Origin of the sequence: Paraburkholderia sp. J11-2, assembly GCF_905220185.1 — a bacterium.
Classification (GTDB): Bacteria; Pseudomonadota; Gammaproteobacteria; order Burkholderiales; family Burkholderiaceae; genus Paraburkholderia.
On record NZ_CAJMYY010000001.1, the window covers coordinates 1 to 14,902 of the forward strand.

Here is a 14,902-nt window from a genome sequence, read left to right on the forward strand (position 1 = left end):
TGCTGCACCTGGCTCGAGATCAGGCTCGACAGCTGGCCCGTGCTCAGACCCGCCACCTGACCCGTCGTCAGCGAGGCGATTGCCAGCGTTGCCAGCTGCGCCGTGCTCAGCGCGTTCAGCGCCGTCGTGGTCAGCGACTGCACCTGCGTGCTGGTCAGCGAAGCGATGCCTGCCGTGCCAAGGCCGTTCACGAGCTGGCTCGTGCTCAGCGCCTTGAGGTCAGCCGAATTCAGCTGGCGCACCTGCGTCGAGCTCAGCGCCGCGAGTTGGCCCGTGCTCAGACCCGAAACCTGTGCGCTCGTCAGCAGGTTCACCGACAGCGTCGCCAACTGCGACGTCGTCAGCGCGTTGAGCGCCGTCGAGGTCAGCGATTGCACTTGCGACGAGCTCAGCTGGCCAATGCCTGCCGAACCCAGCGCCTGCACTTCAGCCGTGTTCAGCGCGTTCAGGTCGGCCGTGCTGAGCTGTGCGACCTGGCTGGAAGTCAGCGCTTTGATGCCCGCCGAACCCAGGCCGTTCACGACCTGGTTCGTGCTCAGCGCCTTGATGTCGGCGCTATTGAGCGCATCAACCTGGGCCGAGGTGAGATTCGACAGTTGAGCCGTGCTCAAACTGGCGATCTGGAACGTCTGCAGCGTGCCGATCGCGTCTGTGCCAAGACCGACGATGGCGCTTGCATTGATCGCTGCGATCTGATTCGTCTTCAGCGCGTGCAGCGCCGAAGTGGACAGTCCCGCAAGTTGATCGGAGTGAAGCTGGTTGATCGCTGCGCTGCTAAGCGAAACGATCGCCGATGCACTGATCGCGTTGAGCTGGCCCGAACTGAGGCTGCTCATGTCCGCTGTTGTCAGTGCTGCGACATCGGCCGTAGTAAACGTCGCAAATTGCTGTGTTGACAGCTGCCCGACCTGCGTCGGTGATAGCGACGAGATGATCGAAGTCATGTTTTATTTTCCTTCCGATTGCATCCAGTGAGGTTCGCGTGTGGCCCAACTGCAGCCTTTGCCGCCGACAGTCACACCAAACCAAAAAGTGTCGGCCCTTTGTAAACAATGGCCACTGCCCAAGCTCTCAGCGCTAGAGTGCAGCCTCCGTGCATAACGGCACCGGCCAGGGCGAGTTAAGGGTTTGGAAGAAAAATTTGGTAAGAACTTCAGAATATTGGTAAGGATGTCGATGAGATGACCACTGCCGACAATTTGCGTTGGAGCGGCGCAAACGTTTCAACAGAGAAAATCGATGCTTTCAGAGGGGAAACTGCATGACTGGCGGCCGTTCGGCGGCGATTGCCGAAGGCAAGCACCATGCGATGCCAGGTCGATTCGACACGCTTTCGAAGGCGTGTTCGGCCCTGTCATTTCCGATATATTTGCGGCGGCCGCCCAAGCCGGGCGCGCAGGAACGCCGGCTTCAGGTCATTTTCGCGCCGTAAGTCTTACCAATTACCACCGCAGTAAGTAATACGTGTCGCCGCACGAGTCATCGATGACGGCAATGCGCAGCCACAACCTTACAGTTGAATAACGCGATCGATCATGCGCACTGGAATTGTCACAATACAAAAGAACCGGGCTCCCTGGATTCCGGAATGGATTGCGTTTCATCACCTGGCCGGTTTCAACCAATTTTATTTTTACGCCCACAACTGCACCGACGATACGGCGCAGGTATTGCAGACTTTGGGCCAGTTTTACGACATCAAGTCGTTCACGCTTACCACGGATCAAAATCACGTCCAGCTCAGCGCCTATCAACATGCCTATGAGAATTTCGGGCACGAGTGCGACTGGCTTGCGTTTATTGATGGGGACGAGTTTTTGTTTCCGGTTGCGGACCCAACGATCGGCGCGGCGCTCGACCGATTCAACTACGAGAGGATTTCCGCAATCGGCGCGTATTGGGCGTGCTTTGGAAGTTCAGGCCACGTTGTCGAACCCGCGGGCCTGATCGTCAAGAACTACCGACACCGGTTCGCCCTCGACGCGCCGGCCAACCGGCACGTCAAGAGCATCGTGAGAGGAAGGCAAAATACGTCGGTCGGTCCCAACGCCCACCTTTTCAACACGCCATACGGAACCGTCGATGAAAACATGCGGCCGGTAACCACGGGGGCGGCCCCTTACGATCCCACCCACCAGTATTTCCGGATCAATCACTACGCCTGCCAAAGCCTTGAGTTTTTCCGCAAATTCAAGCAGCGCTCAGGCGCGGCAGATGCAGGCCAGGCATTCGTCAGGCCCGATAGCTGGTGGACCGAATACGATCGCAACGACTGCTCCGACGCTTCGCTGGAGGCGTGGTACCCCCAACTGGAAGCCGAAGTTCAGCGCATCGGCTTCACTGATTTCGCCGGGCGATTTACGCCGCCTTCCGACGCTTGACCTTGGCTCGCGGAGCCGGCGGCGCTTGATCGGCTAACGGCTCGGCAATCGCTTTGACCACGTACTGAAACGCGATGGCGTCCTGCTTCGCCTGTTCCGGGTCGACGCCGGTCGCTTGAGCCATCTGACCAATGGCGGCCAGTACCAGAGGATCGGGCTGATGGAAGATGCGGGCGCGCATATCGACGACCTGGAATCCACTCGAGTGGAACAGATCGATCAGCGTTAGCCGCGTGAACCAGCGAATATGTGTACGGTCCAGCAGCCCCGAGTCCTGATAGATGAACCGGCCCGAGTTCAAGCAAGTCTGCAGACTCCAGTTCTGTGCGTTCGGCACACAGGCGATCACCTCCACAGGACCGCTCGCGTTCTGCCTGATCTTCTTCAGAAGCTTCCACGGATCGTACAGGTGCTCGAGCGCGTCGGCGAATACCCAGCTCTGGGCCGCGGAAAGGTCGCTGAAGGTCTCGTCGTCCAGCTTTTCGACGTTGCCGCAAATCACGTCCGTGCAATGGCGCCTGGATGCCTGCGCATATTCCTCGACAATTTCGATCCCGACGTAGCGGCAATCGGCATTGATCTCGCGATAAGCGCGTGCCAGCGCGCCGCTGCTGGATCCGACCTCCGCCACGCAGGCGGCGTCCTTGCGCATCAAATGAAGGACATCGGCATTGTGAATGTCGTTAATCGGTGTTTGCTGGATGTCTTGAACGGGTTGCACCGCGAACCTCTCGTAGGAGCGACTGGATTGAATAGCGTGTGGGGACTAGGCCTGCGCCGCGCGCTGGGCAGCAAGACGATCGAGCAGACTGGCTCGCATCAGGAAAAAGGCCGTGAGGAATTCTGGATGCCCGGTTTCCGTGGCCGCGCGTTTGAGCGCGTCCATTGCGACGAGATCCAGGGCATTGCCCATTAGCGGAGAGTTGTATGAAAACGGCAGTTTCATTCCGTTGAAACTGCGCACTTTCCATTGCGGCTCAGTCCCGAGGATCAGTGAAGCGATTCGCTCGACGAGAAAAACCTTTGCCGGCGCAGCCTTGTGGTCGTATTTGACATCGCCGCTCAGCAGCCGGCCGAACTCGCTGGTTTCGTCCTCCGCGAGATTGAACAGAAGCTCGCATTTTTCCAGCCAGCGGCGCCAGAACGCCGGCTTCGCGACGAGGTAATTGCAGAAAATCGTGCTGGCTGTGCTCATGACGACGCCATCGACATCAACGCCCGGCGCGACCAGCGCGAGCGCCTGCTTGATGATTTCGTCGCTCCCGGCGTGCAGAAACTTCATCTGCTCGAAAACGTTTAGAAAAAGCGCAGAGTGATCGAAAAATGGCGAAAACGTCACGACATCGACGTCATCGTGAGTTTCCGCGAGAAATTGCATGACCTGCGCGGAACTCAAACCCGTCTTGCCGGCGAATTTGGGTGAAAGAAATCCGTAGCGCGTGTTTTCGTCGAGCGATTCGCGCATCAGAAAACGTCTGATCGGCCAGTATTCGTACCAGTCTGGCCGCTCTCCCGTGTTGTCGAGCGGGAGAAAGCCGGAATCGAGACCCGCGTAAGTTTCCGGAGAATAAAAGATCTGAAAGACGCGATTGTTCATTGCCCGCACGCTCGTCGCCGCGACCGACTCCTGCGGGACGGCTTCTTCCGGGGTGGCGTCCCCGCTCTGGGGGTGGATATCGGACATGGGCAAACTGGCGCTGTTCTGGATGCAATTGGGCTGCGGGGCAGTCTAAGGCATGCCCTTGCGCCGCAATCCTCCAAGCTGGCACCGAGTTCACCGGTAATTCATCGTTTGACGCCGCACCCATGCGCAAGCGCAAGCGAGCTTCCCCGGCAGGCCGGATAGCGGCAAATCTGAAGAGGGAAGCGACGGGCGGGAAAAGCGGTAGATTCTTGGCGCGCCCGGCTGGGATCGAACCAGCAACCCCTGCCTTCGGAGGGGCGGATATCAGGTTCACGGCAGTTTGTCGCAGTTCATAAGCCATTGATTTATAAGCACTAAGGTTCGTGACGATTCACCTCGTTTCACTTAGAATTTCCGTACGGTTTCCGTACGGAGAGAATCTTGAGCACCGCAAGAACCCCCAACATCACCTCTAAAACCGCTCGCTGCGCCCTCGCGCCGAGACGTGAACCCTACTGGAGCCGCCTGAGCGCTGGCGTGTATCTCGGCTATCGCGCCACGGAATCCGGCGCCGGTACGTGGATCGCGCGCCGCCGCAATGACGAGGGCAAGCAGGACTATCACGCGCTCGGACATCACGAGTCATTCGATGACGCGAAGGCCGAAGCCGAGGCATGGGTGCTCTCGGTCAGCCACGGCGTGAGCACAAAGGGCGTGACCGTGAGGCAGGCATGCGCCGACTATGCCGCCGATCTGAAGGTGCGCCGCAGCGTGCAGAGCGGGAAGGATGCCGAGGGCCGCTTTCGCCGCCTGGTGGATAACGAAATGATCGGGAAGCTCACTCTCGACAAGCTGCGCACGACGCACGTCCGGGCATGGCTCCACGTTCAGGTCGACGACGCCGAGGACGCTGACGAGCTTCGCCGCGCGAAGGATTCCGCGAACCGCAACCTTGCGAGCCTGAAAGCCGCGCTCAATTTCGCCCTGAAGAATCGGCTCGTGATGACTGACGCGGGCTGGCGAACGGTTGCCAAGTTTGAGGGCGTAGGACGCCGTCGCGAGGCCGTGCTGACGGCCGATCAGGTCGGCAAGCTGCTCGCCTGTCTGGCTGACGATCTGCGACCGCTCGTTGAAGCACTCGCGCACGCGCCGAGTCGTCCGGGCGAGGTCGCAAACCTGCGCGTGCGCGACTTCGATCCGCATCAAGGCACGCTCGCGTTCGAGGGCAAGACCGGGCGCCGCGTCGTGCCACTGTCTACGGCGGCAGTCGCATTCTTCACGAAGCAGGCGCGAGGCAAGCTTGCGGGGGCGTTGCTCTTCGCTCAGGCGCACGGTGTCGCCTGGAATCGCCACGCGTGGAAAAAGCCGTTTCGCGAAGCCGCCGACTCCGCGGGACTGCCCGATGACGTGGTGATGTACTCGTTGCGGCACACGGCAATCACGAGCCTCGTCGTCGCGGGCATCGATAGCACACTGATTGCGCGTCTCGCCGGGACTTCGGTCGAGATGATCGCGAAGCATTACGAGCACGCCGATGATGGGCGCGTGCGCAACATGCTCGACAACGTACCCGCATTGGTTCGCTAGTGCTCATCGGTGTTAATCTCGGTTCTTGGGAGTGCGTGGAGCCGCGATGTGCACCGATGAGACCTATCAGGAGTACGCCGCCGAGCTTGCGGAAAAGCTCGACCTGCGCGACCACTTACGCCGCATGATCGACGGCGCTAGGCAAACATGGGATTTGCCTATTGGTCCACGGGAAGCGACCGAGTACCTTGCTGCGCTCGACGAGGATATCTGCGCGCTGTCCATGTGGATCTTCGCCCGCGACGCTCAGACCGAGCTCGCCTTGACCGAAGCGCCGACACTATCGCAACGTGCCGCGGGTGAGATTGCCCGCCGACTTTGGACGCCGCCGAGCGAGCGCGCCGATCTGGAGCGCTGGCGCGTGAGCTTCCCTTGCCAACACGAGCGCCCGTTGCGCAAAGCGCTCACGAATACCGAAAAACGCCACATCGAGATCTGTGATGCCGTATGCGCGCGCATCGAGAGGGGCATGACCCGCAATAAGGCAATCGAGGAAGTTGCCCCGCTCTATCATCTTGGCAAGCGCACTGTCGAGCGGGCATACGACGATCAACGGGAACGCGTCAAAGCGATGCGGCAACAGGCCGAACTGATGCGGCAATTTTCCCTCATCGCCAAGAATCAGGGATAAGCCCCCGACAAAAACAAGTCCGCCAAAACGGCGGGCCTTTCCTGTTCGTTTTCAAACCTGACTCCGCTCCCTAGATTCCACTCATGGAGGCTCACTTGAGCTTCTAACAATCGAGGGGAACAAAGTGGAAGCTCAAAACAACTTCACCATCGCCGAATTCTGCGACCTCGTTCGCATTTCGAAGGGCGCCTATTTCAAGCTCAAGAAGCTCGGCCTTGGTCCCGATGAGTTGCATATCGGGCGCCGCGTGATCATCACGCCCGCTGCGCGCGCTGCTTGGGAAGCGAAGATGACCTCGCGCCAGTCCGAAGCCGAAGCCGCTTAAACGGGGGTGTGAGATGACGCTCAAACACCCGTTCCAAGATCAGCGCGTGCGCGTCATCGCCGGCCAGTATGAAGGCCGCACTGGCCGCGTTGTGTGCGTGCGCCTCGACCACGGCGAACATGGCTTCTGCGAGATCGAATTCGATCAGCCTCCTAGCGCGAACCCGACCAAGCGCAAGCTGAAGAAGGCGCTCGAAAACGACCTCGTGCCCTGCCACTACATCGACCGCGCGGGGGTGATCTGATGCTCACCATGCGCGAGATGATGACGGCGCTCTACGCGTCCGGTGGCCCGTACAGCATGTTGGCTGGCGAATGGCTTCAGAGCGAGGACGACATCGATATGACTGTCGAACTCCTATGGGAAGCGCTGGACTCCTACGCGGGCGGCGCTAGCGCTGAAGAGGCGGTCGGAAAGATCGCCCGCGCTATCGGCTATCCGCTCGACGGGGGTGCGACGTGAGCGAACCCATCGCACTGCCTGACGGCACCTTCGCGCCCACGCCTGAAGAACTCGCGGCCGAACGTGAAACGGTGGAGGCCGTGGTCCATCAGAAGATCGCCGACAGCGAGGAAACGCGCCGCGAGATGCAGGACCGCCAAGGCGATCCGCCTGACCCGCTCGCATGCGCGACCGCTGTGGCCGAATTTCAGGACCGCCGCGCGAACGTCGTCGAGATACCCGCGGCTCGTGTGAGCGCTCGCCGCCGCAAGCCGGTGCGCGCCACTATGTCGGAACTGCTCGACGTGCTGGCCGCAGATGATCCGCTCAGCGGTCTCGTGCGCCTCGACGAGATGCGTGGGCGTCTTGTGATTTCCGCCCCGCGGCCGTGGGGCAATGCGCCGTCTCTCTACTGGACCGATGCGGACACAACGAACCTCCGAGCGTATATCGAGCGCCGCTACAAACTCATCGCTTCGAAGGAACACGCGTCAGATGCCGTCCACGTTCACGCGCTGCGCAACCGCTATCACCCCCTGCGCGACTGGCTCAACTCGCTCGTGTGGGATGGCGTCAAGCGTCTCGACGGGTGGCTCATCCACTACTGCGCCGCCGACGATACGGAATATGTGCGCGAGGTAGGGCGCCGCTTTCTGATTTCCGCTGTCGCTCGCGTGCTGTCGCCCGGTTGCAAGGCCGACTGCATGCTCCTGATGGAGGGTCCGCAAGGGTGCGGAAAGTCGATGACGGCACGCACGTTGGCCAGTGATGACTTCTATAGCGACGCCATGCCGAATATGGATGACTCGCGCCACGTGGGCGAAACGGTCGCGGGTGTGTGGATTCTCGAACTGAGCGAACTCGCTGGCCTGCGCAAGCACGAGGTCGAAATCGTGAAGCAGTTTTTGAGCCGCCGCGAGGACACGTTCCGCGCGGCTTACGCGCGTGAAGCGCTAGTGGTCCCGCGCCAGTTTGTCTGCATTGGCACGGTCAACCCGGACGGCGAAGGAACCTACCTTCGCGACGAGACGGGCGGGCGCCGCTTCTGGCCGGTGGCCGTCTCCACGTGCGATATCAACGCGCTGGCCGCAGCGCGCGCGCAACTCTTCGCCGAAGCGGTCGCGGCATATCGCGCGGGTGAGTCTCACTGGATTGAGAGCGCCGACATGCGCGCAACTGCCGCCGCTGAAGCGCAGGCACGCACGGTCAAGAACCCCTGGCTCGGCCACGTAGCCGACTACTTGATGAGCCATCCCGGCATCGCGGAAGTGCGCACGTGCGACGTTTTCGTCGCCAAGACGGCGCGCGCGAGCACGTACCGCGACTCGACCGATCTGCGGTTCATTGCAGGTGCACTTCGCGAATTCGGCTTCACACAACACGAGAAGGCCAAGCTCATCGTGTGGCGTCGCCAGACGGGGGGTGGCGGCCCGTAGCGCGGACCATGACCGCGGACCGTGCGCGCCGTGACGCGCGCTGACGGTGGCCCTTTCGGACTATATGGTCCGCCGCCGCAAACCCACTTCAGCCAAGGCTCGCGACACCACGGCGGACTATGCGGACCATCAAGACTTAGTAGAGAACAGGAGGGGGTAGGGAGTGTGGGTGCGGATAAGAATTTTGGCCCGGTAGCCCCGCCATGCTCCCGCCGCTCGCGCTCGGCCAATGCCGAACCACTGGAGGAAACATGATCGATGGACTGATTTCCGGCTCCCTCGCGAAAGACGTCGAGAGCCGCACGGCGAAGAACGGCAACACGTACGCCCTCGCCTCGTTGCGCGTCCCGGCTGGCGACGGCGTGCTCCTCGCTCGCGTGATGGCCTTCGATGCCCTCGTGCGTGACGAACTGCTCGCGCTGGCAAAGGGCGACTCGGTGAGCGTGACCGGCCCGCTAGAACTCGGCATCTGGAACACCGACAACGGAGAGTCGCGCGTCTCGGTCTCGATGATCGCGCATGCGCTGGTCAGCGCATACCACGTGAAGCGCAAGCGTGCGCAGATCGGCAACGCGCGGACGGTCGCAACCGGGCGCAAGTCCGCGCACGGCAAGGGCTTACGTGCATCAGCTTCGCGTAGCAGCTCACGCAGCAGCGACTCGTTTCACGATGACAGCCTGAACGACCTTTAACCCCCAGCAAGCCCTTGGGAGACCCTAGCATGTCCCTTGCCGATAGCCTTATGCCGCTTGCGATGGCCAGTGCCGATCCGCCTATCAGGGCTTTGATGGCGACGCCTAACCGGAGATCGACGTGACACACCTCGATAAATTCAGCGACCGCCAGCGCGCGGCACTCGACCTGCTGCGCGAGACCGTGCGCCGCTATGCGACGGCGCAGAGCTTCGACGCGATCCACGTGAGCGATCCGCACGCACTAGCGCGCGGGCTGGCCGAAGCTCGCACCATCGTCGCGAGTGATCCGCACTTGCTGCGAGAAGCAGGACGCCAAATGTTCACGCAGTTCGACCTCGCGCCACCCAGCGAGGCTAAGCGCAAGAGCGTGCTCGCCATGTACCACAGCGACGCCGAGCTTTCGCAGTGGACGGTGCTCGCCCTCAAGTGGGTTGCGCAACTTGCCATGGCGATGGCCGACCGTAAGCCGCCGACGATGCAGTGACATTTGCCTCGGCGCACGCCGAGCGCGAGACTACCATTGACAAGCGATTGGCGGAGGCGGCGGGAGGGGCGGGTCAAAAGTCTAACTCGCCTCCGTCGAACACCCCGCCCAATGGTTTATCTTCAGAAATCGCATGTTTTATAGGGGTTGAAAATGCGCAGGACTGCCCACGAACTCAAGGTCATTAACGGCGCTGAACGCACGCCGAAGCGCCCGAAGAAGAGTGCCGTGGCGGGAACCGTACCGCAGGCCGAGACGCTCAAGCCGCCCGACTTTCTCGACGCCATCGCAAAGCGTGAATTCCGTCGCGTGGCAGCGCTGATGGCCGCGAGCGGCTCGCTCTGCGCGCTCGACCTCGCGCTGCTCTCGACCTATGCCGTAGCGTTCTCACGCTGGAAGCAGGCCGAGAGCGAGCTTCGCAACCTATCGCTGACGGTTCGCTCGAAAACCAATGTCGAATTCCAGCGCCCGCTGATCGGCATTGCGAATTCAGCGGCGCGCGTGATGAACGCGGCCGCAAAGGAACTAGGGCTGACGCCGACCGCACGGCGCACGCTCGGCATCGTGCCGAGCGAGCCGAGCGATGCTGCCGACCGCTATTTCTGAAATCCGACACAACGGCAAAAACCGCCGTGCCGGGGCGCGCGTGATGCGATGACGCCCGGTGTACCGGTGACGCGCTGGCCGCGCGTGCGCTGACTGCGTGATGCAGTACCTCTAGCGAACGACCGAAACGTGCCAATGAAGGAGGGATTGCAGGAGAGTCCAAATGGACCTGGAACAATTGAAGGAAGTGACACGCAAGGCGCTCGAAGAACGGGACGCGAAGCTCGAAGAACGCTTTCGCGCAATCGAAATCAACGCAATCGACCTCGGCCAGAAAATCGGTGGCCGCGACGAAGGTGGAACACGCAGTGCTTTGCGTGGCGGCTCGCTGGCGGAACTCATCACGAAAAGCGAACTCATCGACGCATTCCGCCGCAACGGGCAGAGCGCGCAAATGACGCTTGAGGCCGGGAGCCTCGTCAAGGCGGTCGCGCCGATGGTCTCGACGCTGGGCGACGCGGCAAACGGCCTGCCGGTGCCGCCCGCACTGCGCATTGCCGCCGCACTTCAACTGCCGACCTTCTGGCGGGCATTGCAGAGCACGCCGCTCGGCAGTACCAATGCCGTCGAAGTGATCGAGTACGCGCTCACAACTGGTGCAGCCGTGCAGGTTGAAGGGCAATCAAAGGTGGTGGCGGGCAATACGCCGACCGTGCGCACCTGCCCGATCCCGACCGTCGCCATCGTGAAAAAGTGCAGCGAGCAACTGCTCGACGATGTAGGTCAGTTGCAGCAGTTTCTCGACAGCGAACTCAGCAGCGCGGTCGATGTGGCAATTGACAATGAGGTGCTCCACGGCGACGGCTCGACCGGCCACGGCCTCGGACTCGATTCGACGGCTACCGCCTTTGCGCCCACTGCCGACGGCGCCAACATGCTCGACGCATTGTTGCAGGCCATCGGGCAACTGATGGCCGCAGGCGGCTCGCAGATTGTGGTCGGTATCAACCCGATGGACGCCGTGACGCTCGCCACGCTCAAGGCAAGCGGCTCGGGCGAGTACCTGCTCGATCCGTTGAATCCGCAAAAGGCGCTGTGGGGTGCGGCGCTGGCGGCCTCGCCTGCCGTGGCGGCGGGGACGTTCTACGCGGCGGCCTCGCCGCTCGGGGCGTGGATTGCCTCGCGCAACGATATCGTCGTGCGCATGGCGCTGGCCGAAGACGACTTCATCAAAAATCTCGTGAGCTTCCGCGCTGAGGCGCGCGTGGGTCCGGTGACTGAGCACGTCGCGCTGGTGCTCAAGGGCGTTTATACGACGCCGCCCGTCAGCGCGACGAAAACGAAACCCTGATGCGCATAGGCTGCTCCGTTGCCCCGCCTGCGGGCGGGACTTTTTCAACTAATCTGGACCCGCTGTAAATCCAGAGGCCAGAAGAGGTCTTGATCCGGCTCGCAAGGAAGCCAAAGACCCCAATTGGCCTGGCAAAAAAAAATCCCGCCAAGGCGGGATTCATTCTGGCTGCGATGGGTTTCGGGACAATATAGCTTGATTCCCAAGCCCCAAGACATTGACCAATGGGAGGTCGTAACTCGACTTCTGGATTACACCCTTCGAGACCAACTCTTCGAACTGGCGTCGTACTGGCGCAGTCTGCGCTTGCAGGTGAGCGCTACGCTGAAGCATAGCCGCCACGTTATCGGCGATCCCCATTGTCTCTCCTAGTTGAAAACGTTCCGCGCGTGCAACATCGAAGTCCAGCTCTGACGCTGCATATAGTCTACGATAATGTCGTGATACATGTTGATTAGTTCACGTTTCCCATTGTCGTTCGTATAGTCTTCGATCTCTAGCCGCAAGACCTTGCGAAGCGTATTGATCCCAATCATACGTCCGTGAGAGTGCCAGATGCTGTTGTTGCCGAGCTGGTCCGCAATCTCCTTAGCCCTCACCTCCTTCTCTTGGTCGGTAACCGGCTGACCGACAAGCGCTGGAGTCGTGCGATGGTGAGTCCAATTTCGAAACTTGTATTGCACGAGCCACTGCTTCAATAGGTTGACCGACAGATCACGTGCTTGTTCGTATCTTCGCAGCACCGCTAGGTCTTGACTCTGTGCGATAGCGAACTCAACACCAGTAAGTTGCTGGTCGCGGTCCTTCTGAAGCATTTCCTCGAACTTATCGAGATAGCCTAGCGCAGGAACCCAACGCCCGTCCTTTGCTTGCACCTGAGGATCGATAGGCCCCAAGGCTGACGAATAGTCCATATGAATCTTTTCACCGGACATGCAAAAGATGGTGCCAGCGGACATCGCCAAGTGCGGCACGACGAAATGAACCTCCTCGTACCAATGGCGCGTCATCTCGACCATGCGTTCGACCGCCTCCACCTCGCCCCCTGGCGTATTTAACACGATTGCGAGTCGCTGCCGCCGACTGACGTCCGCGGTTGGAATTCGCTCAAGCGTGTTACGAAAAAGGGGGAGAAACACGCTCGCAATCGGACCATAGTACGCCACAATGTCAGCGTCAAAGGTTGCCTCAAGCTCTCCGCGCTTTGCTTCCAGGGCGTTGATGATGACGCTATCAAAGTGGCGCATTGACACGTTCGTAAGTCCGTAGGCTTATTGATTGTTGTTAACGGCCTGCATTTCCAAAAGTGAACCGGCGCAGGTTTCCGTATAAATTCCGTACGCAAGAAAAAAGGGCCAAACGCATTCGCCTTAAGCCCTTGATTTCACAACACTTTCTTGGCGCGCCCGGCTGGGATCGAACCAGCAACCCCTGCCTTCGGAGGGCAGTACTCTATCCATTGAGCTACGGGCGCATTGACTTGCTGGCGCCGCCGTTTGACCGAGGAACCCGGAAAAAGCAGCGCCGAAGAGAGACCGAGAGAATAACCGGTTTCGATTAAACCGTCCACCGCGCGGCCTGGCTGCAGGTTATTCGGGGTCATATTGCACGGCGACTATGCACAGTTACGCTGCATGGCCCCGCCAGCCCTCCCGCTTCGGGTAAACGCCCGCTGAACTACGCCCGCACACGCCCACCAGCCGGAAAACCTTCCGTCTATAATCGTCGGTGTTTGATCCGCCGCATGGCCATTGCCGTCCTGCTGTACCGCTCACCATAAAACCAACGGGAGTCGAGACAAGCATGAGCGAAGCACCCCACGGAGCCCCGATCAAAACGCCCGGCCAGCTGATCGCCGCTGTCATCGCCGGGTTTGCCGTCCCCATCGTCATCATCATTCTGCTCGCGTATTACGTCGACAACACGACGCGCACCGGCGCGGGCACCGACGAACTCTCGACCCAGCAGGTCGCCGCGCGCATCGCGCCCATCGCGCAAGTCAACGTGCGCGACGCGAACGCGCCGCGCGTCTACAAGACCGGCGAGCAGGTCTTCCAGGCTGTCTGTTCCGCATGTCACACGTCCGGAGCCGCTGGCGCACCGAAGTTCGGCAACTCGGGCGACTGGGCGCCGCGCATCGCGCAAGGCTTCGATACGCTGTGGAAAACGGCGCTTTCGGGCAAGGGCGCGATGCCCCCGCGCGGCGGCACGAATCCCGACGACTACAGCGACTACGAAATCGGTCTGGCTGTGGCCTATATGGCGAACCACGCCGGCGCGAACTTCCAGGACCCGCCCAAGCCCGCACCGGGCGCGGCCAATGCGGCTTCGGGTGTGGCTGCCGCTGCGCCGGGTGCAGAGGCATCGGGCGCCGATGCGAACGCGGCCCAGGCGCAAGCCGCCGCGGCGGCGATCGCGGCCATTCCGCAAGCGTCGTCGGCTGCTGCGGCAGGCGGCGACTCGCAAAGCGCCGACGCTTCGCAGGCAGGCAAGGCGCTCTATCAGCAGGTCTGCCAGGCGTGTCACGCCGCGGGCGTGCTGGGCGCGCCGAAGTTCGGCAACAAGGCCGACTGGGCGCCGCGTCTGAAGGACTCGATGGACACCGTCTACAACTATGCGCTGCACGGCAAGGGCCAGATGCCGCCGAAGGGTGGCTCGACCGCGTCGGACGCCGACGTGAAGGCCGCTGTCGACTACATGGTCAGCTCGGTGAAATAAGCCGCCGCAGCGCCAGCGCGCGCAACGATCCCCGCCCGTAGCGATACGGCGCGGGGATTTTTATATCCATCGATAGAAAGGCCGTCGCGCGTCAGCGTACGGGATGCGCAAATGCGAGCGCGAATTCGAACGCACCCGACGCGTCCTGCGCAAGCGCACCGTAACGCGCGGCGAGCTCGCCAGCAGCGAGCCACGGATAGCTCAATCCGTCTTGCAGCCGCTCGAGCCGCGCACCATCCGGGTCGTCGATCACGTCCATCCGCGCGATGTGAATGTGGAATGCCGATACGCGCGGCCTGGCGTCGTTCGCATCGAACGTCCAGCGATAGGTGCCGTGACCGATGCGCAGCGCGCCTGCCGCGTCCTCACGCATCACGACGAGCCAGGGCAGCGCATCGATCGTGCGCTCGCGAACAACGAGTGCATCGGCCGCACCAAGGTAGTACGTGCGGCAGCGCGAATAACGCTCACCGAAATCGCTGACCAGCGTCTTTGCGATCGCCTCTGCGCCAACGCTACGCGCCGGAAACGTGATATTCGGCGTGGCCAGCGAGAACGTCAGTTCTGCATCCGGTGCGAACGCTTCGTGAATCCGTGCGGGCTTCGTGTTGTCCTTCGCGTCGATATACGTCTCGAGCGCGTGACGGTAATGCGGCAATAGTGGGTTTTCCATCGGCGGCAGC

Annotated in this window: 16 protein-coding genes, 1 tRNA gene and 1 pseudogene; 12 read left to right on the plus strand and 6 right to left on the minus strand. The window is 61.3% G+C overall.

Features of this window, described 5'->3' with window-relative positions; translation table 11 throughout:
- Positions 1-836, minus strand: a pseudogene (locus U5A57_RS00005) (heme utilization protein); the annotation flags it as partial.
- Between the two features lie 699 nt (positions 837-1,535).
- Between U5A57_RS00005 and U5A57_RS00010 the strand changes: the two are divergent.
- A complete protein-coding gene (locus U5A57_RS00010) occupies positions 1,536-2,381 on the plus strand; it encodes a glycosyltransferase family 2 protein (RefSeq protein ID WP_321907118.1) in 846 nt (281 codons plus the stop codon).
- Here U5A57_RS00010 and U5A57_RS00015 read toward each other — a convergent pair.
- Complete coding sequence (locus tag U5A57_RS00015; protein WP_321907119.1) at positions 2,359-3,102, minus strand: class I SAM-dependent methyltransferase; 744 nt, start codon at positions 3,100-3,102, stop codon at positions 2,359-2,361. The genes U5A57_RS00010 and U5A57_RS00015 overlap by 23 nt on opposite strands.
- A gap of 45 nt (positions 3,103-3,147) precedes the next feature.
- On the minus strand, positions 3,148-4,065 hold the full coding sequence (locus tag U5A57_RS00020) for a hypothetical protein (protein ID WP_321907121.1): 918 nt from the start codon (positions 4,063-4,065) through the stop codon (positions 3,148-3,150).
- Positions 4,066-4,446: 381 nt separating this feature from the next.
- Between U5A57_RS00020 and U5A57_RS00025 the strand changes: the two genes are divergently transcribed.
- The 10 genes from U5A57_RS00025 (at position 4,447) to U5A57_RS00070 (ending at position 11,501) form a co-directional block, all read left to right on the plus strand.
- Positions 4,447-5,592, plus strand: a complete 1,146-nt coding sequence (locus U5A57_RS00025) for a site-specific integrase (protein ID WP_321907123.1) — start codon at positions 4,447-4,449, stop codon at positions 5,590-5,592.
- Positions 5,593-5,638: 46 nt separating this feature from the next.
- Positions 5,639-6,223 carry a hypothetical protein gene (locus tag U5A57_RS00030; RefSeq protein ID WP_321907125.1) on the plus strand — a complete coding sequence of 195 codons (585 nt, stop codon included), beginning with the start codon at positions 5,639-5,641 and terminating at the stop codon, positions 6,221-6,223.
- 124 nt (positions 6,224-6,347) lie between these two features.
- On the plus strand, positions 6,348-6,548 hold the full coding sequence (locus U5A57_RS00035; protein ID WP_321907126.1) for a hypothetical protein: 201 nt from the start codon (positions 6,348-6,350) through the stop codon (positions 6,546-6,548).
- A gap of 13 nt (positions 6,549-6,561) precedes the next feature.
- Complete coding sequence (locus U5A57_RS00040; protein ID WP_321907127.1) at positions 6,562-6,792, plus strand: KOW motif-containing protein; 231 nt, start codon at positions 6,562-6,564, stop codon at positions 6,790-6,792.
- Positions 6,792-7,010: a hypothetical protein gene (locus U5A57_RS00045; protein WP_321907129.1), complete on the plus strand. Its 219-nt coding sequence runs from the start codon at positions 6,792-6,794 to the stop codon at positions 7,008-7,010. The genes U5A57_RS00040 and U5A57_RS00045 overlap by 1 nt, the downstream gene beginning before the upstream one ends.
- Positions 7,007-8,425, plus strand: coding sequence for a virulence-associated E family protein (locus U5A57_RS00050; protein WP_321907132.1), 1,419 nt, complete (start codon positions 7,007-7,009; stop codon positions 8,423-8,425). The genes U5A57_RS00045 and U5A57_RS00050 overlap by 4 nt, the downstream gene beginning before the upstream one ends.
- A 251-nt stretch (positions 8,426-8,676) precedes the next feature.
- Positions 8,677-9,117: a single-stranded DNA-binding protein gene (locus U5A57_RS00055; RefSeq protein WP_321907133.1), complete on the plus strand. Its 441-nt coding sequence runs from the start codon at positions 8,677-8,679 to the stop codon at positions 9,115-9,117.
- Between the two features lie 121 nt (positions 9,118-9,238).
- A complete protein-coding gene (locus U5A57_RS00060; RefSeq protein ID WP_321907136.1) occupies positions 9,239-9,604 on the plus strand; it encodes a hypothetical protein in 366 nt (121 codons plus the stop codon).
- Between the two features lie 153 nt (positions 9,605-9,757).
- Positions 9,758-10,210 carry a phage terminase small subunit P27 family gene (locus U5A57_RS00065; RefSeq protein ID WP_321907138.1) on the plus strand — a complete coding sequence of 151 codons (453 nt, stop codon included), beginning with the start codon at positions 9,758-9,760 and terminating at the stop codon, positions 10,208-10,210.
- Positions 10,211-10,373: 163 nt separating this feature from the next.
- Entirely contained in the window at positions 10,374-11,501 is a 1,128-nt protein-coding gene (locus tag U5A57_RS00070; protein ID WP_321907140.1) for a phage major capsid protein, read from the plus strand.
- Positions 11,502-11,869: 368 nt separating this feature from the next.
- On the opposite strand, the gene U5A57_RS00075 is transcribed toward U5A57_RS00070, so the two are convergent.
- Both U5A57_RS00075 and U5A57_RS00080 read right to left on the minus strand, forming a co-directional pair.
- Positions 11,870-12,748 carry an SDH family Clp fold serine proteinase gene (locus tag U5A57_RS00075; RefSeq protein ID WP_321907141.1) on the minus strand — a complete coding sequence of 293 codons (879 nt, stop codon included), beginning with the start codon at positions 12,746-12,748 and terminating at the stop codon, positions 11,870-11,872.
- A gap of 151 nt (positions 12,749-12,899) precedes the next feature.
- Positions 12,900-12,975, minus strand: a tRNA-Arg gene (locus U5A57_RS00080).
- Positions 12,976-13,304: 329 nt separating this feature from the next.
- On the opposite strand from U5A57_RS00080, the gene U5A57_RS00085 reads away from it, so the two are divergent.
- The gene (locus tag U5A57_RS00085; protein WP_321907143.1) at positions 13,305-14,219 is read left to right on the plus strand and encodes a c-type cytochrome; all 915 of its coding nucleotides are present in this window, start codon (positions 13,305-13,307) and stop codon (positions 14,217-14,219) included.
- Between the two features lie 91 nt (positions 14,220-14,310).
- Here the strand turns inward: U5A57_RS00085 and U5A57_RS00090 are convergent, their stop codons facing one another.
- Positions 14,311-14,892 (minus strand): hypothetical protein, encoded by a 582-nt coding sequence (locus tag U5A57_RS00090; protein WP_321907145.1) that lies wholly within the window; start codon positions 14,890-14,892, stop codon positions 14,311-14,313.
- Between the last annotated feature and the right edge of the window lie 10 nt (positions 14,893-14,902).

What these genes read in the sequence shown, in the direction of transcription:
- U5A57_RS00010 (WP_321907118.1), top strand. Translation starts at nt 1,536, where the DNA reads ATGCGCACTGGAATTGTCACAATACAAAAGAACCGGGCTCCCTGGATT.
- U5A57_RS00020 (WP_321907121.1), bottom strand. Translation starts at nt 4,065, where the DNA reads ATGTCCGATATCCACCCCCAGAGCGGGGACGCCACCCCGGAAGAAGCC.
- U5A57_RS00030 (WP_321907125.1), top strand. Translation starts at nt 5,639, where the DNA reads ATGTGCACCGATGAGACCTATCAGGAGTACGCCGCCGAGCTTGCGGAA.
- U5A57_RS00040 (WP_321907127.1), top strand. Translation starts at nt 6,562, where the DNA reads ATGACGCTCAAACACCCGTTCCAAGATCAGCGCGTGCGCGTCATCGCC.
- U5A57_RS00045 (WP_321907129.1), top strand. Translation starts at nt 6,792, where the DNA reads ATGCTCACCATGCGCGAGATGATGACGGCGCTCTACGCGTCCGGTGGC.
- U5A57_RS00055 (WP_321907133.1), top strand. Translation starts at nt 8,677, where the DNA reads ATGATCGATGGACTGATTTCCGGCTCCCTCGCGAAAGACGTCGAGAGC.
- U5A57_RS00065 (WP_321907138.1), top strand. Translation starts at nt 9,758, where the DNA reads ATGCGCAGGACTGCCCACGAACTCAAGGTCATTAACGGCGCTGAACGC.
- U5A57_RS00070 (WP_321907140.1), top strand. Translation starts at nt 10,374, where the DNA reads ATGGACCTGGAACAATTGAAGGAAGTGACACGCAAGGCGCTCGAAGAA.
- U5A57_RS00075 (WP_321907141.1), bottom strand. Translation starts at nt 12,748, where the DNA reads ATGCGCCACTTTGATAGCGTCATCATCAACGCCCTGGAAGCAAAGCGC.
- U5A57_RS00085 (WP_321907143.1), top strand. Translation starts at nt 13,305, where the DNA reads ATGAGCGAAGCACCCCACGGAGCCCCGATCAAAACGCCCGGCCAGCTG.
- U5A57_RS00090 (WP_321907145.1), bottom strand. Translation starts at nt 14,892, where the DNA reads ATGGAAAACCCACTATTGCCGCATTACCGTCACGCGCTCGAGACGTAT.